The sequence below is a fragment of the Flavobacterium daejeonense DSM 17708 genome, assembly GCF_000425425.1.
Lineage (GTDB): Bacteria > Bacteroidota > Bacteroidia > Flavobacteriales > Flavobacteriaceae > Flavobacterium > Flavobacterium daejeonense.
The window spans coordinates 42,805-63,114 of the sequence record NZ_AUDK01000023.1; the positions used below are offsets into that span (position 1 = coordinate 42,805).

Here is a 20,310-nt window from a genome sequence, read left to right on the forward strand (position 1 = left end):
TAATTTTGTTACATCAAATTTTTATTATTTTTCGTTCCTAAAATCTTTAGGACTTACCGCATATTTATTTTTAAAAGAAGTTGAAAAATAATTTGGTGAAGCAAAACCACAGGAATAAGCTATTTCTGAAATATTTAATGAAGTAGTTTTTAATAATTCCTTAGATTTTTCAAGTCGGAAATTGATGATATAATCACTTATCCCAATTCCTAAAACAGCTTTTACTTTTCTATACAGCTGAACTCTTGAAATATTCAAACAACTTGCTAACTCTTCCACTGAAAAAGTCGAATTATCAAGATTCTTCTCTAACAAAATATTAATTTTATTTAAAAACTCTTTCTCAATTACACCTAGAGTACCTACCTCAATTTCGTCAATATTGTTAGTATAATAATAGCGTAATTTCTCTCTGTTATAAAGTAAACCTTTGATAGATTCTCTTAAAACTTTAAGATTAAAAGGCTTGGTTAAAAATAAATCAGCTCCTGCCTCCAGAGATTTAATATAAGTATCCTGATCATCAGAGGCGGTTAAAATAATAGTGGGAATATGGGATGTAAGCACATTCATTTTTAAAGTTTGACAAATTTCAAACCCACTTTTCTCCGGCAAATTCAAATCACACAAAATAATATCAGGCATCACTTCTAATGCTTTTTCAATAGCGTTATAACCATCAGATTTAATTACCTTATAATCAACACTCAATTTAGAACTAATGAATTCTAAAAGATCAACATTGTCCTCAATAACTAAGATTGTATTTTTCTTCTCTGATAATTCTTGGGTTACTTCCTGAGCTTCTGTCTCTTCTTCAAAAACATAATTATCATTTAAATTATCTTCTTCATAATGATCAATAATTTGTTTCTTGTTTAGGTGTTCTGTCCCTAAGGGTAAAGTAATCATAAATTCGGTTCCCACATTTGATTTAACTTCAATGGTACCATTATGCAGATCAATAAAACTTTTAGACAAATTTAAACCTATACCTGAACCATTCTTATAATTATTGGAACCCTTAAAAAACGGATTAAAAATCTCTTTAATTTCATTTTCAGGAATGCCTATCCCGGAATCTTTAAACTTAATTTCGACTGTGTTTTTTTCAAAGTTTTTATGAATAACAATTTCAATATTTCCTCCATCCGGAGTGAATTTAAAACTATTGGACAACAAATTATAATATACTTTGTCCATTAAGTTTTTATCCAAATAAACTTCAATGTTTTCATCATTTGTTGTAATCGTATAATTGATTCTTCTTTTTCTGGCTTCTCTTTCAAACTCTTTGAAAATATTCTTTGAAAACAACATTAGATTGGTTTTAGAAACTTTAATATTGAATTTTTTATTTTCAATTTTTCTAAAATCTAACAATTGATTAATCAAGCGTAATAATCGCATGGAATTATTATGCATGATGTCTAAATCTCTTTTTATATCCGTGTTTTTTGTTTTAAACTCTTCTTTCAAAGACTCTACACAACTTAAAATTAAAGTAAGCGGTGTTTTAAATTCATGAGAGATTCCTGTGAAAAAATTAATTTTTCCTTCGTTACTTATTTTTAGTTTTTCGGCAAATTTTTCAATTTGATTCCTTTGATTATGAATTTTTTTATTGGTAATCTCTAATTGTCTTTTCTTTTTTCTGATGGAAATAATTGAATAGGTACTAAAAATTGCTAAACAAAAAATGATTACTGAAAAAAAGCCTAATAATTTCATTAAATTATAGAGCGTTATATATTTTTTTTCCTGACTATCAATAACATTTAACTGTGTCTCAATATTGGTTTGCTGCTCGGTAATTTTATCAAACTGATTACTCATTATATCTGCATTTAATGAGTCAATTAATACCGTTGCTAATTTGTTATTTTTAGGAATAGCCTGCTTATTGGCAATTTTGATAGCTAGCCTAATGGCCTCACTTCCACCTGTAGGATATAAAATAGTCGCTTTTAACTTACCTTCTTTTACGGCCTGAATACCTCCATCCGGACCGTTAAGACCATCAATTCCAATAAATTTGATACTCTTTTCTTTCCCTTTTTGTTTTGCCACTTCCCATGCCTGAAGAGCAATAATATCATTAAAAGCAAAAACGTATTCTAAATTGGGTAAACTATCTAAAACATTACTAAACTTATCATTTAAAGAAGCTAAATTTTCAGCAGTTATACTGGTTTTTCTAATATTAGGATACTGATTTATAATTTGTTTAAATCCTAAACTTCTTTCCACACCCGGAGAAATATCTGTTGTAGCCTTAATTTCGAGAATATTTCCTCTGGCTTTAGACATAGAAACAATATACTTTCCGGCTATTCGACCTACTTCAACATTATCAGCTCCTAAAAAAGCGGTGAAATTGGAAGTGTTTACTTTTCTATCCACTATAATTACAGGAATCCCTTTTTGATTTGCTTTTTCAATTACCGGAACAATCGAATCAGAGCCATAGGGAGCAACAATAATAACATCTAAGTGATTATTGATCATTTTTTCAATATCACTAATTTGGTTTTTAGTGCTATTGTTGGCATTGTATATCGTTAAATCAACTTCCGGATGAAGAGAAGCTTCAACCCTCATAGTATTATCCATGGATTTTCTCCAAGTATCGTCTTCAGAAATACTTTGTGAAAAACCAATAGAAATTTTCCCTTTATCTTCTGAATAATGACTGCAGGAGTACAATAATAATATAAAACCTAATAAGAGTAATAGTTTACTTTTTGTTAGCATACTAATTTAAAGCTGAATTAAAAGTTATTCTTGAACTAAAAATTGAATTTTCAAATTTATATTTATTATTCCTTTAAAGTTACTTATTGTATTTTAATAATGATACAATTGTTTTGAATATGTTACACGATCTACCCAATAAATAATGATGAGCACTATATTGACTTTTTTTTTTAAAGAAATGTGATCGTGATTACAGTACAAACTTTCAATTTTCATTCTTCAGAAAGAAATATTTCCACGACAATTAAAACATCAGTTCTATCATTCCATTTAATTGCAATCAATCGGTCTCTCTCTGGTCGCTTGCTTTGTTCCGCTCGACTGCTCCAGTAGCCTTCTAGGCTTCCATTCCTCAGTCCGGTCATCTGTCTAATGACAACCAACTGTATAAAAAACAAAGGTGTTCGACAGTCGAACACCTCAAGGCTTTTTTATAAGGAATAATTTGTTTTTCAAAAAATTATATAATTAAAATTAAATATAAAACTCATAATTATAATTAAACAAAAGAGATCCAAAAACAACATAAGGGGTACTTCAAAATTATCAATAAACATAAGGTTTCACAAGCTATTTGTCTAAGTTATCTAAGACCATTAATAAATAGGTATAAGGTGTTCGATTGTAATCCACTTGACTCCACTTGAGACAACATATTAAGTTACTATTCCCCTTAAAAGGATATCCTAAGAATTCACAAAACAATGATTATTTATTTGTTCAAAGCTTAATATGTTGCCAAATTTCATTAAGCTGGCTCTAGTTTCAGCTTTTACACCTCAACCAAACATTAAACCAATATTTAAAACAAAAAACAAGACATATCTTACTATTACAGGTTAAAAACAAGCCAATTTCTTTAAATCCTGCATAAAATGGTTTGAAAATTGTATCGTAGGGGTCACTTTTAAAACCATTAAACACACTATTTATCAGTAGTTTAAAGATTTTTTACCGTAATACTTTCCAATTTTTCTTTTTTTAAGAATCCGTTATTTCATAATTGAATCATTTTTTTAATTCAACAAACCTTTATATTTTCTGTTCTAGTATCCGGAATCATTCCCACCTTCAATCAACACTATTTCTTCAAAATCATAAAACACAGATTTAAAAATAGTTACATAAAATATTTTATTTTTATTTAGAATAATTTAAAATAAATTTTGCTTAAACGATTTTTAGCATATACTTTTGTAGAATAATTCTAAATAACATTGCGAAAATGAAAATGATCTACCCGCACAAATTAATTTCTGCACTCTTCTTTTTAGTCTCTCTCAATATGATGGGGCAGAATTTTGGTAAAATAACCGGAAAAATTACATTAAGCGATAACGCTCCTGCTGAAAGTATCGCAATTGCCTTAAAAAATACCCGATACAACACCACGACGAATTTCAGTGGTCAATATGAAATAAAAAATATAAAACCCGGAAATTATATTATAAGCATTAATGGAATAGGAATTCAGGCAATTAGCGAATCCATAAGCATAAAAGCGAATCAAACGATTACGAAAAACTTCAAACTTTCTGAAAATAAAGAAGAATTGAACGAAGTGATAATCAAGAAAAACAAATACAAACAAAACAATCCTTCCCTATCGTTGCGTTTAAATACTCCGGTATTAGAAATTCCGCAAAACATACAAATTATTAGCGGTCAAACACTAAAAGACCAACAAATTACCAGCATGAGCGATGGCGTTATCCGAAACGTAAGTGGCGCTGTACGCCTGGAACACTGGGGCGATTTGTATGCTAACATTACGATGAGAGGTTCACAAATACAGGCATTCCGTAACGGTTTTAATGTAGTTTCTTCTTTCTGGGGACCACTTACGGAAGACATGAGTTTTGTAGATCACATTGAATTTGTAAAAGGACCGGCAGGTTTTATGCTTTCCAGTGGCGATCCGGCGGGGCTTTATAATGTGGTAACAAAAAAACCAACAGGAATCACCAAAGGCGAAGCCAGTATTATGGGAGGAAGCTTTGATTTTTACAGAGCCAGTATCGATTTGGACGGAAAACTAGATAAAAAAGGAAAACTATTGTACCGTTTTAATGCGATGGCTCAAAACAAAGGTTCGTACCGCCATTTTGAACACAATAACCGTTATGTAATTGCTCCTGTGATTTCTTATCAGTTAGATGATAAAACTAAAATTACAGCCGAATACAATTACCAAAGAGCTAATATGACTGAAGTAGGTTCCTATTACATTTTTGGTCCAACTAATGATGGTTATGGTACTATGCCAATTGATTTCACGATGACACAACCCGGCTTACCGGATACTAAAATTAACGATCATAGTGCTTACTTACTATTCGAACATGATTTTAATCCAAATTGGAAACTTACTGCACAAACTTCTTATTTCAAATATTTACAACAAGGATACAGCTCCTGGCCATCAGCAGTAGGACCGTATAGTATTGATACCAATGATGATAACATTCCCGATACCCAAGTATTGAATTCAGGAGAAATCATTAGAAATGTTGGAATTTGGGACGCCGAAAGTAATATGTATTTAGGACAACTATTCCTTAACGGAAAATTCAATACAGGAAGTGTTTCTCACAAAGTTTTAGGAGGAATTGATTTAGGAAGCAAAGATTACATGGCCGATTGGGGACAATCGCATGATTTAGATACTTTTGAAGATCCGTTTAACGTAAGTAATCCTGATTATGGAACGCCTGCTAACGGTTTGCCTAATTTTGACCGAAGCAAACCGCTTAAAGAAAGAGCCGGAGGTATAATGAACTCCGAATATGCCGCGGGATATATTCAGGATGAACTTGGTTTTTATGAAAACAAAATAAGACTGACTCTAGCAGCCAGATACACCTGGTTAAGTCAGACTAATTGGGGACAAACTATCGAAGACAGCCACATTACTCCCCGTGCCGGATTGAGTATTTCGCTTACGCCTAGCACTGCAATATATGGTTTATACGATCAGGCTTTTACACCACAATCTGGAATTATTAAAAATGGCGATGCTGTAAAACCACTTACCGGAAATAATGTCGAAATTGGTATTAAAAAAGACTGGTTTAACGGCTCCTGGAGTACTACCTTATCTGCCTACAGCATTTTAAAGAAAAACGAATTAACAGCCGATCCTGAAAATACCGCCGGACAAAATTATAGCATCGTTTTAGGCGAAAAAAGAGCCAGAGGTTTTGAAATCGATATCAGAGGAAAAATTTTGGAAGGCTTGAACATCATTGCTAATTATGCTTTCACCGAATCTGTAGTGAATAAATCGAATGTAGAAAATATCAAAGTAGGAACTATTGTTCCGGGTTATTCTAAACATACCGCTAATTCCTGGTTAAACTATACTGTTTCAAACGGAAAATTAAAAGGTTGGGGGGCTTCTATCGGTGGAACTTTTCTTGCCGGTCGTCAAACAGATACCTGGAGTACAGGATTAGAAAAATTACCTAATTATTTTAAAATGGACGGTGGATTATCATACGAAGCCGGAAAATTGAAATTCACAGCCAACATGTTTAATATTCTTGACGAATATCTTTACAGCGGTTCCTATTATTCCTATTTAAATGCCTATTACTGGCAAACGGAAGCACCGAGAAATGTTCGTGTAGGTGTTACTTATAAATTCTAAAAGCATTACTTTAAAAGTCAAAAAAGCTTGCAAACACAATGTTTGCAAGCTTTTTATTTTTTTCAAATTAGCAACTGATTTAAAAACTATCTTTTAAAATAGCGTAAACTAATTCTTTACTTGGCTTTTGATCTTTTAATTTTTCTCTTACCACATCAAAAGTCACTTTAAAATCACAACCCGATTTATAATCACTACAGCCGTAAGCCGTATTTCCTTTAATAATAGTTCCTTTTTGACATTTTGGACAGGCTAAAATATCCGGAGTTTCTTTTTTAACTGTTTTTTTAGGTTCTAATTTAAGTTTAAAATCGTCATCCAATCGAAGTAAACCTTCTATCACTCCTGCTTCGGTTTTAAAATCTTTTAAATTCACTGTGGAACCTTTTTGCAGCAAACGCAAATACTGATTCTCGGATATTTTTTTCTCTGCAAAAACAAAAGGCAGTACAAAATCACAACCCGATTTATGATTTCTGCAACCAAAAGCCGACTTCCCTTTAACTAATGTTGCATTTTTACATTTCGGACAAATCTCAGCAGTAATTCCTTCCGACTTGTTTTTCTCAACAACAGCTTCTTGTTTTTGAACACTTCCGGCATGTGAAATATTGGCATGTGTGGTTTCCATACGTACTTCATACACCAAAGTATCTACCATTCGTTTCATATTATTAATAAAAGCAGCGGCAGAATACGTTCCTTTTTCAATATCCTTCAAAAGTTTCTCCCAGGTTCCGGTCAATTCAGCCGATTTTAATAAATCGTTTTGGATGATATCAATCAACTGAATTCCTGTTGGCGTTGGCAATACCTGTTTTTTATTTCTAACGATATATTGGCGTTTAAAAAGCGTTTCAATAATATTTGCCCGGGTTGACGGACGTCCAATACCATTTTCCTTCATCAATTCGCGCAAATCTTCATCTTCCACCTGTTTTCCGGCGGTTTCCATAGCTCGTAACAACGAAGCTTCTGTAAACTGATTGGGCGCTTTAGTTTCTTTTTGCAAAAAAGAAGGTTGGTGTAGCCCTTTTTCTCCTTCAGCAAAATCTGGCAATAAATCGGGTTCTTTTTCTTTGGAATTCGGCTCCTCAAAAACTACCCGCCAGCCTTTTTCCAAAACGACTTTTCCGGTAGTTTTAAAAATTACATCGGCTGCTTTTCCAAGAACGGTTGTATTGGCTACCAAACAATCATCATAAAAAACGGCTATAAAACGTTTGACAATTATATCATAAACCTGTTGCTGATTATATGGTAAATTAATTTCAACACCGGTTGGAATAATCGCATGGTGATCAGTTACTTTTTTGTCATTAAAAACCTTTGTGGATTTCTTTATTTTCTTAGCTAAAACAGCTTCAGTCAAAGTAGCGTAATTATTCAGTTTTTGAAGAATTCCCGGTACTTTTGGATAAATATCATTGGGCAAAAAAGTCGTATCTACTCTGGGATAGGTAATTACTTTTTGTTCGTATAAACTTTGCGCCATTTTCAGCGTTTCCTCTGCCGAAAATCCGAATTTGGTATTACAATATACCTGCAAACCCGTCAAATCGAATAATTTTGGTGCAAATTCGTTTCCTTTCTTTTTTTCAACCGAAATGATTTCAAAATCACTTTCTTTTACTTTATTAGCTAAAGATTCTCCCTCTTCTTTGTTAAAAAAGCGCCCTTCTTCATAACTAAAAAGTGTATCCCGATACAATGTTTGCAACTCCCAATAAGGCTGTGGGACAAAATTTTCAATTTCTTTAAAACGCTCCACAACCATTGCTAAAGTTGGCGTTTGTACTCTCCCAATAGACAAAACCTGTTTGTAACCGCCATGTTTTACGGTGTACAAACGAGTCGCATTCATCCCTAACAACCAATCGCCGATAGCTCTTGAAAAACCCGCATAATACAAATTATCATAGTTGGTTGACGGTTTCAAATTCTCAAAACCTTCTTTAATTGCTTCGGTTGTCAACGAGGAAATCCATAAACGCTTGACTTGGCCTTTGTAATTAGCTTCATTCATTACCCATCGCTGAATGAGTTCTCCCTCCTGCCCGGCATCCCCGCAGTTGATAACCAATTCGGCTTTGTCAAACAAACTTTTTACAATATTAAACTGCTTTTGAATTCCGGAATTCTGAACCACTTTGGTTTCAAATTTTTCGGGAAGCATCGGAAGATTATTTAAATCCCAACTTTTCCAATACGGCCTGTAATCATTGGGTTCTTTTAAGGTACACAAATGTCCAAAAGTATAGGTTACAATATAACCATTGCCTTCATAATAGCCGTCACGCTTGGTGTTAGCACCCAAAACGGCTGCTATTTCTCTTGCTACACTTGGTTTTTCGGCAATACAAACCTTCATTTTATCCTATCATTTTGAGGCTGCAAATTAGGGATTTTGAATTTGGCACTAAAACTAAATTGCAAAGAGTTATAAACCATAATCAATTAGAAAATACATTTTGGCTGTAAAATAGTTTATATCAAAAAATTATACTACTTCACAACTTGGAAAATGTAAAATGGAAAAATTACAGGAATTGGCAATAAAACAAAGTTCGTTTGCTTTTTTATGTAAATCCAAAACTTCCTCCATTCTATCCTTTTGCCTGATGACAACTTTAGGATACAATCGAATTGCTGTAAAACGCCCGGAACCAGTATGAGAAACCTCTAAATCAGCTTCGGCATTATCCTGATAAGAAACCACCTCAATTCCGTTTTGGTTGCAAACATAGAGATAAGACATCATGTGACAGGAAACCACCGCACTCAATAACAAATCTTCCGGATTGTGTAACTCAGGATCACCTTTGAAAACTTTTGCCGCCGAAACATCCAAAATTTCTTTGCCTTCAATCGCAATTGTATGTGTTTTACTGTATTTTTTTGGACTTGAAATCCAATTTAATTTTGCTTTAAATAAATGTTTAAATGCCATAATTTCTTGAAAAAAACAAATATAGCCAAATAATAACAGCCGATGATAATTACTCTTCTCCTGAAAAATTAGGAATTTATAAACAGCGAAAGTGTAGCGCCTTCTTTATATTTGCAATAGCTCTAAATTTATTTCTCAAATTATCTAAAAAAATGAACATGAAAAATTATATCGGTCTGGGTATTTTATCAATCCTATTGTTTTCTTGTAGTTCCAATAAAAAAATAACTACGTCAAATCAACTTCAGGAAAAATACTGGAAATTAATCGAAATCAGAGGTCAGAAAGTCACTTCTGAAAATTATTTAAAAGAACCTCATTTTATATTAAAAGCTAAGGAAAATAGAATTACTGGAAACAGTGGCTGCAATTCTTTTTCCGGAACTTATGAATTAACTCCAGAGACGAATCGAATTGCCATATACAATATTGCAATGACCCGAATGGCTTGTATTAAACCAACTGTGGAAGAAGCTTTTATAAAAGTTTTAGAAACTGCTGATAATTACACTGTAAAAAACGATACCTTACAGTTAAATAAAGCCCGAATGGCTCCAATGGCTAAATTTGTAGCTGTCTATTTAAAATAATTCGCTATGCTAAACTGGAACGAGCTTATCAAATTTGCCACTCATGGCAATCCAACGCCTCCAAAAAGGGTTGAAAAAACGGCAAAAGAATGGGAGGCAGAATTGACTCCGGAAGAATTCTATGTAACGCGCCAACAGGGAACGGAAAGCGCACACAGCTCCGAAATGTGTAACTTGTTTGAAGCCGGAAAATATGCCTGCAAATGTTGTAAAACACCACTTTTTGATGCGACTACAAAGTTTCAAAGCGGCACAGGCTGGCCTTCATTTACTCAACCTATTGAAATTGAAAATGTGGCTTATCATAAAGACACTAGCTACGGAATGATTCGTATTGAATGTATTTGCAATATTTGTGATGCGCATCTGGGACATGTATTTCCTGATGGTCCTGAACCAAGTGGTTTGCGCTATTGCATCAATGCTGTTTCTTTGGAAAAAATAAAGGACTCATAAAATTATTTCACAAAGATTCACGAAGAAAAACGCAAAGATTCGCAGCGTTTTTTTTCTGATTTTGAAGTGTTAAAAGTCATTTTCTTTTTGTCCCATTACTGAATGTCCTTAAGTCAAGGAATTTGTTTTTTATTTTCACGCAGATTTTGCAGATTTTCAATCATAATCTGCAAAATCTGCGTGACATTTAATTTTAATATTCTTAAATTATGAACATTGCCTTTTTCGGTTTACTTTGTGTCCCGAAACTTCGGGATTGCGGTAAAATCTAAAACAAAAAAATCGCCTCTTTATTGAGGCGATTTCGTTTTATACAAATATCAAGAATAAATTATCCCATCAAAAACACGGTTAATCCTCTTGCTCCGTGAGCTCCCAGAACTAATGATTGCTCAATATCGGCAGTTTTAGAAGGTCCTGCTATAAAAGTCCCAAAACCATAATCTAAATTACTTATACGCTCATAAGCCTGTTGCATAGTTGGCACAATATCATTCTTATTCACAATGATAGCCAAATATTGAGTAATAAATGGAGAAACTCTTTGTCCTAAAATAGCATCGGTAACCCAAAGTCCTGAATTTTCAGCCACACCTAAATGGGCTTTTATAACAGCTAATTCTACATTTTGTAAACTATGCGGATCATCATTTGTCCACTCGGTTTCAGCAATATCAGCTAATTCCGAAATGGTAGTAATCATTCTTTTATCTGTTGGATAATGAGCTGCAATATAAGCTTTCACTTCGTCTAAACTGCTTACTTCTTCACAAAAACCACCAATACCTTTTAAAACCGTTTTATAGGTTTCAATAACGTCAAATTTTTCTAATCCCAAAACACTCAGATCAGGCAATTCATTGACTGAAGAAGGCTGATTGTTTTTTATCTTATTCAAAATACTATCTCTACTGCTCATTATTTTTTGTCTTTAGATTCTTTTTGCTTTTTAGCATACCATTCTCTAAATGATTCTTCTGGAGCTGCCGGCATTTCTCTTTGTTTGTACCAGACATTCATGCTGTTATTTACTATAAAAGGCATGTTTTTAACAACAAATCGACCTGCTTTTCCTGCAATTTTAAAAACCGTTGGGTTTGCTAAAACTGCCGACATTCCTTTCATAGCAACAGTTTTAGAAGTTGGTGTATAGCCTTCTTTTACTAATACCTGACGCCATTTGTACAACTGATCGTGAATATCAATTTTTACCGGACAAACATTGGTACAAGAACCACAAAGCGTACTTGCAAAAGGCAAATCGGCATTCTTTTTCATGTTTAAATTTGGTGCCAAAATAGAACCAATAGGACCTGCCACCGCATTATGATAACTATGTCCTCCACTTCTTCTGTAAACAGGACAGGTATTCATACAAGCCCCACAACGGATACATTTTAGTGAATTTCTAAATTCTTCACGTCCTAATTGAGTACTTCTGCCATTATCGACAATGACAATGTGCATTTCCTGCCCTTCTCTTGGTTTTTTAAAATGACTTGAAAAAGTGGTTATTGGCTGTCCTGTAGCACTTCTGGCTAAAAGTCTCAGGAAAACACCTAAATGTTTACGCTGAGGCACTAATTTTTCAAATCCCATACAGGCAATATGAACATCGGCTAGGTGTGCACCCATATCGGCATTTCCCTCATTGGTACACACTACAAATTCACCAGTTTCGGCTACTGCAAAATTTACTCCGGTTAAAGCCACTTTTCTGGTTAAGAACGTATCTCTTAATTCTTTTCGGGCGGCCTCAGTTAAATATTGCGGATCGTTATTCCCTTTTTCGGTTCCAAGATGTTCGTTAAAAGTATTACTTACATCTTCTTTTTTAAGGTGAATAGCAGGCAATACAATATGACTTGGCGGTTCTTTTCTTAATTGAACAATAAATTCCCCTAAATCGGAATCAATAACTTCAATTCCATTATCCGCTAAATATTCATTTAAATGACATTCTTCGGTAAGCATGGATTTGGATTTTACCATTTGGGTAACCCCATGTTTAGCAATAATAGAATGTACTATTTTATTGTGTTCCTCTCCATCAGCAGCCCAGTGAACGATGATTCCGTTTTCTTTTGCTTTTGCTTCAAATTCCTGCAAATAGTGATGCATGTTTGAGAGCACATTGAATTTGATATTAGACGCTGTCTCACGCAATGTTTCCCATTCAGGAATAGCATGAGCTGATTTATCTCTTTTTGAACGAACAAACCAAAGTGTTTCATCGTGCCAGTTGACACGTTCTACATCTTTGTTAAAAGTAGCTGCCGCTGTACTGTGATCTATTGTGTTTTCTTTCATATATGTGAAAGTTTATTTTTTAATTGTCATATATGGTATCGCCTTCCATTTATTAGGTATTTGTTTTCAACAAATTTTTTAATAGTGGCGATTTCATATTGAGTTTAATATTTCGGCAATGTGAATTACTTTAATATTGCTTTTTTGTCTTTTTAAAATTCCTTCCAAGTGCATTAAGCAGGACATGTCTCCACCGGTAATATAATCTACCTGGTGTGCTGCGTGATCTTTGATACGGTCTTGTCCCATTTTTACTGAAACTGCTTCTTCGGTAACGCAAAAAGTACCACCAAAACCACAACATTCATCTTTTCTGCTTAAAGAAACTAAATCTAAACCTTTGATTTTGCTTAATAATTGTTCCGGTTTAGAAAAAGGAGCCGCATTCAACTCACTCATTTGAGAAAGCTTTAATCCACGTTGGCCGTGACAACTTTGGTGCATTCCTACCTTATAAGGAAAATTTCCTTCGATAGATTCTACTTTTAATACATCGGTTAAAAATTCCGTCAACTCATACACATTATTTCTAATATGCGTAGCAGCAGCTTCATTCTCCTTAGAATGAAGGTGATCCTTCACATGCAGGGTACAACTTCCGGAAGGACAAACGATATAATCAAATTCCGAAAAATTAGCTACAAAATTACTATCGCATCCTCCTGTTAAATGAGCATAACCGCTATTAGCCATTGGCTGACCACAGCAGGTTTGATTCATTGGAAAACTCACTTCACATCCCAATTTTTGTAATAATTCTAAGGTTGCAATACCTACCTGCGGATAAAACTGATCCACGTAGCAAGGTATAAAAAGTCCAACTTTCATATGTAAATATTTATTTATATTTTCTATTTAATCAACCAAAATCAAAAGTAGTGCATCTACTTTTGAAATTCTAAATTCAATAGTAGTTTTATTAAAAAAAATGCCTATCGCTATTCTTTTTGGAATGATGATAGGCATCTTTTTATTAATGTTTGTAAAATTTTAAATCAATTAAATCATTCTGAATTGGTTTCGTATTCCAATTTTTATGAATGGCTAAGGCTGCTCCTAGTGAACTTGCCTGCGCCATGGAGGCGGCATACACTTCCATTGATGGATAGGCTTCGGCCAGCAGATTCATGTAAATCGAATTTTTACTAAAACCTCCATCTACAAAAATTTTCTTTACCGGACTATTGTGAATCACCAAGTTAGTTGAAACAATTTGCTGAGCAATTAAATCTAACATCAATTGGTGATACGCTTCATCGTAGTTTTCAAATTCTGATAAATCACGCTTGTTAAAAGGACAATCTTTCAAAATTTTACTATCTCCTTTTGTGTACTGTTTGAAATTAACACGCAATTTAGTGATAATATCTTTGTCGTAAAGAACGTGTTTGTAACTATCTACAGCAACATCAAAATGTTTAGCCAGTTTTACCGACTGAATTTCATGTTCATTTCCTGCAAACAAACGGGAAGCCTTAACCGGTTTTCCTTTATAATGCAAGAAACACAAACAGTCATTTTGCAATTCGTCAAAAGTTAACTTTTTGCTATTGAAAGGATTCATGGTAATTACCCATGTTCCTGTAGAAAGCAACACAAAAGGATCTTCAAAATTAATGATATAAGGTATCAAAGCCGAAGAACTGTCATGTAAACCAATACCAACTGCGGTTCCGTCTTCCAGCGTAATAGCATCTTCAGAACTATGGATTGGAGCCAACTTTTCAGTAATATTTTGCTTCTTAATCCACTTGTGGTATTTCATTTTATTGAAATTCCATAGATTCGTATGACATCCAATGCTGGTAATATCAGTAAAACCTTGTTGTGTCAAAAGAAAACTCATGTATTGCGGTAAATGCAAACAGTACTGTACCTTGTCAAAAATTTCCGGTTGTTCTTTTTTCAATCGGTAAATTTGCATCCCGGAATTCAAACTTCCTAAAACCGGAGAAGCTGTTTTCACTGCGAAAACTTCTTCTCCCTTGTATTTAGAATAAAATTTATTTTTAAGCTTTTCAGGATATGGCTTTAAGTAATTGTACAAAGGCGTCAAAGGATTTCCTTTTTCATCCACATATACAAAACTGGCTCCATAAGTACTGAAATTTACGGCTTTTAAATTGTATTGCGTTTGCGATTTCATCTCTTCCCAACAAGACAAAAACCAATCCTTAAGCGCTACAATATCTTCGCACGGAAATCCATCTTCATCAACTGTTTCCGGAAGATTCACCGAATTTTCCCAAACAATCTGATAGCTTTCATTGAATAAAAAAGCTTTTTTATTGGTTTTTCCAATGTCGAAAATGGCTACTGCATTCATCTAATATTGTTTTTATGACTGTCCGTTACTTATACCTATTTCTTTTTGCCACGAATTACTCCGTCTATTCGCTACCGCTCGGGTCACGAATAATCCTTTATATTATTACACAAATAATCAATTATTTTGGATTGTAATTAGTGAAATTTAAAGGCATCGAATTCAAAAACAATTAGTGAATTCGTGGCTAAAAAATGATGGTCTTAAAAACAGATAGTTATTTGTTTTTTATAATCCTGTTGCTACGGTTTTCAATCCTCTTGCTCCAATTAAGTTTTCACGTACTCCTAACTGACGGAATAAAGCAACCGGATTAAGTGCAGCACCGGCACGTAAACGAGCTTCAGCTACTAATGCACGAACATCCGTACGGAAAGCATTTTGTAAAATTTCCTGAGCTTTAACAACATCATTTTCTTCTTGTGCAATTTCTAATGCTTTTCTGTCCACAGAAAGCGCCTGAGCATACGCAATCATAATCGCCTCAACAGATTGTAATAAATCTTCCATTGGATCTTTTACGTTGTGAGAAGCATCGATCATCCAACCTAAATCAGTTGCATGGTTCATTCCTCTGGCATCCATTCCTTCAACTAATTCGTTGAAGATTAAGAATAATTGGTAAGGTTTTAAAGCTCCGGCAGTTAAATCGTCATCTCCGTATTTAGAATCATTGAAGTGGAAACCTCCTAATTTATCTTCCATCAATAATAAAGAAACAATTTGCTCAATATTAGCATTTGGAAGGTGGTGTCCTAAATCCACTAAAGTTTTAGCTCTGTCTCCTAATTTTTTCACGTAAGAATAAGATTGACCCCAGTCAGCTACTGTAGTGGAATAGAAATTAGGCTCAGCACATTTGTACTCTAAGAATAATTTCCAGTTAGAAGGTAATGCTTCGTATATTTCCTGTAAACTTTCTAAAGTGTTTTCATAAGCTTTACGGAAGTTTAATTGTCCAGGGAAACAAGATCCATCAGCTAACCATACCGTTAACGACTCAGAACCTAACTCAACACCTTGTTGGATTACGTCGATATTATGTTGAACTGCTTGTTTACGGATTGATTTGTTTACATTTTGTAAAGAACCAAACTTATAAGAATAAGCACTGTCCGCCTGATCCTGGAAAGTATTAGAGTTAACAGCGTCAAATTTCAAACCGTGTTGCGCTGCTAAAGCTTTGATTGCATTACGGTCAGTTGGGATATCCCATGGAATGTGTAACGAGATCGCTCCTGAAGCATTGTTTAAAGCGTGTAGCAAACCTACATCTTCGATTTTTTCTTCTAATGAACGAGGCTCTCCACCACCTGGAAAACGTCCAAAACGAGTTCCTCCAGTTCCTAAAGCCCAAGATGGAATAGCGATTTGGAAATCGATTAATTTAGCAATGATACTTTCACTTTCTGCAATTTCAGAAGCTGTGAAAACTAATTTATTTTTATGAGCTGAATAAAGCTCCTCATTGTGAGCAGCAATTTTATTAGAATCTAATATCATGATAATATAATTTTAAGGTAAATAAAAAACTTCTTTAAGTGAAACACTCACCGGTGAGTTGTCCGGATTAGCATCCATAATGTCTCCCATAAATTGCCACCATTTTTGCATCACCGGATGTTTCGGAAGCTCGTCTAAACGACTTGGATCTTCGGTTTTCAAAACACCAAAAAGGGCATGTGTGCCTTCGTCAAAAAAAATAGAGTAATCTTCTACTCCAACGCTCTTTAACAAATCGGCTAATTCAGGCCACAATTCATCATGTCTTTTTTGGTACTCCTGCACCTGACCCTGATGTAATTGCATTTTAAAAGCAACTTTTTTCATAAATTATGGTGATTTTAAGCAGCAAACATTAAAAACGACTACCGCCAAGTGGTTATAAAGAAAAACTTTTTTAAAAGGAGATAAAAAAACAAAGATGCTGTTTAAAGATTAAGAAAAATCTAACGCCCGAAACAAATCGGACGTTAGATCAATCAATCTAAAAACTAACATCTAAAATTATCTATAAAAGCCCATAGATACTCCACCATCAACATTTAAGGCGTTTCCTGTAGATTTGCTTAACAAACCTCCAACAAAAGCATAACATGCGTTAGCGATATCGTCCGGTAATATAATTTCATTTAATAAAGTACGCTTAGCGTAGTAAGCTGGCAATTCAGCCACAGTAATTCCGTAAGCTTTAGCACGTCCTTCAGCCCATCCACCTGACCAAATATTTGAATCAGAGATAACAGCATCCGGGTTAACTGTGTTCACACGGATTTTATCAGCTCCTAATTCAGCAGCCATCAAACGAGTTAAGTGAGCCTGAGCCGCTTTAGCTGAACCGTATCCAGGGTTGTTTGGTCCTGCAACAACAGCATTTTTAGAAACAATGTTTACGATATCTCCACCAAAACCTTGCTTACGCATTACTTCGATTCCTGCTTTAGAAACAATAAATTGTCCTTTAACCAGGATATCATATAATCTGTCCCACTCCTCTAATGAGTGCTCAGCTATTGATTTAGATATACTGATACCAGCATTATTTACTACAATATCAACACCTCCAAATGCTAAACAAGCAGCATCTAAAGCTAAAGCTGTACTAGCATCATCCGTTACGTTTAATAAAGTACTTGAAACGGCATCTTTACCAAAAGATTTGATAAAATCAGCTGTAGCTCCTTCTAAACGCTCTTCGTTAATATCATTGATTACTACACAAGCACCTTCTTCAGCAAATTTCTTAGCGATAGCCTTACCAATACCCCCTGCAGAACCAGTAATTAAAGCAACTCTTCCAGATAATGCTTTTGGTTTTGGCATACGTTGTAATTTAGCTTCTTCTAACAACCAATATTCGATATCAAAAGCTTCCTGACGTGGTAATGCAATGTATTCTGAAACTGCCTCAGCACCTTTCATTACATTTACAGCATTTGTATAATATTCAGCTGCCAAACGAGCCATTGTTTTATCTTTTGCAAAAGTAAACATACCTACTCCCGGATATAAAATAACTACCGGGTTAGGGTCACGCATTGCTGGTGAATTTGATTTTTTACAAGTGTTATAGTACTCAGTGTACATAGCACGGTAAGCTTCAAAAGCCGGAGTTAACTTAGCTTTAATAGCATCAACATCAGATAAATCTTCGTTTGGAGCCAATTCAATTACTAAAGGACTGATTTTAGTTCTCAAGAAGTGATCCGGACAAGAAGTTCCAAGAGGAGCTAATTTCTCTAAATCATTTGAGTTGATGAATTCTAAAACTCTTGCGTCATCAGTGTAGTGACCAATCATTTTACGCTCAGAAGAACAGAAACCTCTCAAGATTGGAGCTAATTTTGCAGCTTGTACTTTACGGGCATCTTCAGAAAGGCTTTCAATTTTTTGACCTCCAAAAACAGGACGTATTTTTCCGTAGTTAGACTCTAAATACTCCGCACATTTTTCAATTACTTCAAGAGTGTTTACATAACTTTCGTAAGCAGTATCTCCCCAAGTGAATAAACCGTGAGAACCTAACATGATTCCACGTAATTTTTTTCCGTTTTTTTCAGCTTCTTCTAAACAAGCTCTTAATTGAAGCCCTAAGTCGAAACCTGGACGTTGCCATCCAACCCATCCAATTTCACCATTGAATAATTCTTCAGTGATTTTTTTACCGTCTTTAGCAGCAGCAATAGCAATAGCAGCATCCGGATGTAAGTGATCAATGTGAGCGAATGGTAAGAAACCGTGTAAAGGCGTATCGATAGAAGGCGCTTTAGAAGCTAAATCGAAAATACAGTGGTTGAACAATTCCACCATTTCGTCTTCATGCTCGATACCTCTGTAAACATTTTCTAAGTTGCGTAATCTTTCTAAGTAAAGAGCAGCACAACCTGATTTTGTTAATGTTCCAATGTCACCACCAGAACCTTTAATCCACATTACCTCAGTAGCAGCTCCAGTTAATGGATCTTTATCGGTAATTTTTACAGATGTGTTTCCTCCCCCATAGTTCGTTAATCTCAAATCTGCTCCTAATAAATTAGAGCGATAAATAAATAGTGCTACTTCGTCCCCTGCTAATTCAGCAGCCTTAGCATCATCCCAAAGGTAACTTACGTGTTTAAAAGTCATTGAATTTGTATTTGACATTGTTTATATAATTTTAAATGTTATTCCATTATTAAATTGAGTTTCCAAAACCAACCAAAACGATTGATAAAAACATCAAAGCAATTCCGAAAAAGAAAACCTTATATGTTTTATCTGAAACTCCTTTCCATTCTTTTAAATAAAATCCCCAGAAATTAGCGGTCAAAATAATAGTTGACATGTGTAAAATCCAAGAACTTGCTCCGTTTCCTAACTTACTTTCTCCCATTCCGTAGAAAAAGAATTGTAAAAACCACATTGTTCCGGCAATTCCCGAAAACAAAATATTTCTGACAATTGGAGTATTTTTATTCGTGTAATCTCCAAAAGTTTTATTTTTAAAGTTTAAGTACATACACCATATAAAATTGATGGTCAATCCCCCCCAAAGTATCACGATATAAGTAACATTATTTTGAAATAACGGATTAAAACCCTGAGCAACAGCTTCATCAGCCATTGGTTTTCCTGCTTCAATTCCGAAATTGAAGAAAGAGCTTAAAATACCCGAAATAATTGCGATGATAAGACCTTTTACTAAGTTAAAGTCTTTATCCTTATCTTCATGACCTACTGCAAAATCTTTTTCTTTAAGCATTCCTGCTTTTCCTAAAAAAGCAATACCTATTATACAAACCAGAACTCCAAATAAAACCATTTGCCCCCCCGTATTATGTAACATGTCGGTAAAAGAAACTTTCCCTTCTGTTGGATAAAAATTATAATAAATAGAAGGAACTAACGCCCCAAAAGCCGAGCAAAAACCTAAAGTTATTGAATTCCCTAAAGACATCCCTAAATAACGAACTCCTAATCCGTAAGTCAATCCTCCAATTCCCCAAATCAATCCCATAGTATAAGTTACCGTTTTTATCGACGAATCTGTATTACTGATAATGTCGGCAAAGCCAGGAATAGTTAAATAAGCTGCGATTGGCGGTACAATTAACCATGAAAAAAATCCTCCTATAATCCAGTAGCTTTCCCAAGCCCAACCTTTGACTTTTTTAAAAGGCATATAAAAACTTCCGGAAGAAAAACCTCCAATTGAGTGAAAAAGAATACCAAGAATTGATTCCATAAATAATGTTTAAGTTTTAAGGTTAATTAATAGATAATGTAAAATAAA

The 20,310-nt window shown here is 34.3% G+C and carries 14 protein-coding genes; 3 read left to right on the forward strand and 11 right to left on the reverse strand.

Translation table 11 applies throughout. The features are described 5' to 3' along the window. Positions 1 to 24: 24 nt before the first annotated feature. Positions 25 to 2,754 carry a substrate-binding domain-containing protein gene (locus H599_RS0114955; RefSeq protein ID WP_026714867.1) on the reverse strand — a complete coding sequence of 910 codons (2,730 nt, stop codon included), beginning with the start codon at positions 2,752 to 2,754 and terminating at the stop codon, positions 25 to 27. Positions 2,755 to 3,982: 1,228 nt separating this feature from the next. On the opposite strand from H599_RS0114955, the gene H599_RS0114970 reads away from it, so the two are divergent. After that, the gene (locus H599_RS0114970) at positions 3,983 to 6,406 is read left to right on the forward strand and encodes a TonB-dependent receptor (protein ID WP_026714868.1); all 2,424 of its coding nucleotides are present in this window, start codon (positions 3,983 to 3,985) and stop codon (positions 6,404 to 6,406) included. Between the two features lie 79 nt (positions 6,407 to 6,485). Here H599_RS0114970 and H599_RS0114975 read toward each other — a convergent pair whose 3' ends face one another. Continuing rightward, positions 6,486 to 8,777 carry a type IA DNA topoisomerase gene (locus tag H599_RS0114975; protein WP_026714869.1) on the reverse strand — a complete coding sequence of 764 codons (2,292 nt, stop codon included), beginning with the start codon at positions 8,775 to 8,777 and terminating at the stop codon, positions 6,486 to 6,488. A 129-nt stretch (positions 8,778 to 8,906) separates the two neighbouring features. Next, positions 8,907 to 9,356 (reverse strand): OsmC family protein, encoded by a 450-nt coding sequence (locus H599_RS0114980; RefSeq protein ID WP_026714870.1) that lies wholly within the window; start codon positions 9,354 to 9,356, stop codon positions 8,907 to 8,909. Positions 9,357 to 9,514: 158 nt separating this feature from the next. Between H599_RS0114980 and H599_RS0114985 the strand changes: the two genes are divergently transcribed. Together H599_RS0114985 and msrB are read left to right on the forward strand one after the other, a co-directional pair. Further along, positions 9,515 to 9,946, forward strand: coding sequence for an META domain-containing protein (locus H599_RS0114985; protein WP_026714871.1), 432 nt, complete (start codon positions 9,515 to 9,517; stop codon positions 9,944 to 9,946). 6 nt (positions 9,947 to 9,952) lie between these two features. Then, entirely contained in the window at positions 9,953 to 10,402 is a 450-nt protein-coding gene (msrB, locus tag H599_RS0114990; RefSeq protein WP_026714872.1) for a peptide-methionine (R)-S-oxide reductase MsrB, read from the forward strand. Positions 10,403 to 10,733: 331 nt separating this feature from the next. Here the strand turns inward: msrB and H599_RS0114995 are convergent, their stop codons facing one another. The 8 genes from H599_RS0114995 to rhaT all read right to left on the reverse strand — a co-directional run bounded on the left by H599_RS0114995 (position 10,734) and on the right by rhaT (position 20,262). Then, positions 10,734 to 11,321 (reverse strand): LutC/YkgG family protein, encoded by a 588-nt coding sequence (locus tag H599_RS0114995; protein ID WP_026714873.1) that lies wholly within the window; start codon positions 11,319 to 11,321, stop codon positions 10,734 to 10,736. Then, a complete protein-coding gene (locus H599_RS0115000) occupies positions 11,321 to 12,712 on the reverse strand; it encodes a lactate utilization protein B (RefSeq protein ID WP_035141720.1) in 1,392 nt (463 codons plus the stop codon). Before H599_RS0115000 ends, H599_RS0114995 begins: the two co-directional genes overlap by 1 nt. A 93-nt stretch (positions 12,713 to 12,805) precedes the next feature. Then, a complete protein-coding gene (locus H599_RS0115005) occupies positions 12,806 to 13,540 on the reverse strand; it encodes a (Fe-S)-binding protein (RefSeq protein WP_026714875.1) in 735 nt (244 codons plus the stop codon). A gap of 145 nt (positions 13,541 to 13,685) precedes the next feature. After that, positions 13,686 to 15,038, reverse strand: a complete 1,353-nt coding sequence (locus tag H599_RS0115015; RefSeq protein WP_026714876.1) for an FGGY-family carbohydrate kinase — start codon at positions 15,036 to 15,038, stop codon at positions 13,686 to 13,688. Between the two features lie 228 nt (positions 15,039 to 15,266). After that, positions 15,267 to 16,541, reverse strand: coding sequence for a TIM barrel protein (locus tag H599_RS0115020; protein WP_026714877.1), 1,275 nt, complete (start codon positions 16,539 to 16,541; stop codon positions 15,267 to 15,269). A 12-nt stretch (positions 16,542 to 16,553) separates the two neighbouring features. Next, on the reverse strand, positions 16,554 to 16,868 hold the full coding sequence (gene rhaM / locus H599_RS0115025) for an L-rhamnose mutarotase (RefSeq protein ID WP_026714878.1): 315 nt from the start codon (positions 16,866 to 16,868) through the stop codon (positions 16,554 to 16,556). Between the two features lie 177 nt (positions 16,869 to 17,045). Further along, complete coding sequence (locus H599_RS0115030) at positions 17,046 to 19,181, reverse strand: bifunctional rhamnulose-1-phosphate aldolase/short-chain dehydrogenase (protein WP_026714879.1); 2,136 nt, start codon at positions 19,179 to 19,181, stop codon at positions 17,046 to 17,048. Positions 19,182 to 19,212: 31 nt separating this feature from the next. Continuing rightward, a complete protein-coding gene (gene rhaT / locus H599_RS0115035; protein WP_026714880.1) occupies positions 19,213 to 20,262 on the reverse strand; it encodes an L-rhamnose/proton symporter RhaT in 1,050 nt (349 codons plus the stop codon). Positions 20,263 to 20,310: the final 48 nt, after the last annotated feature.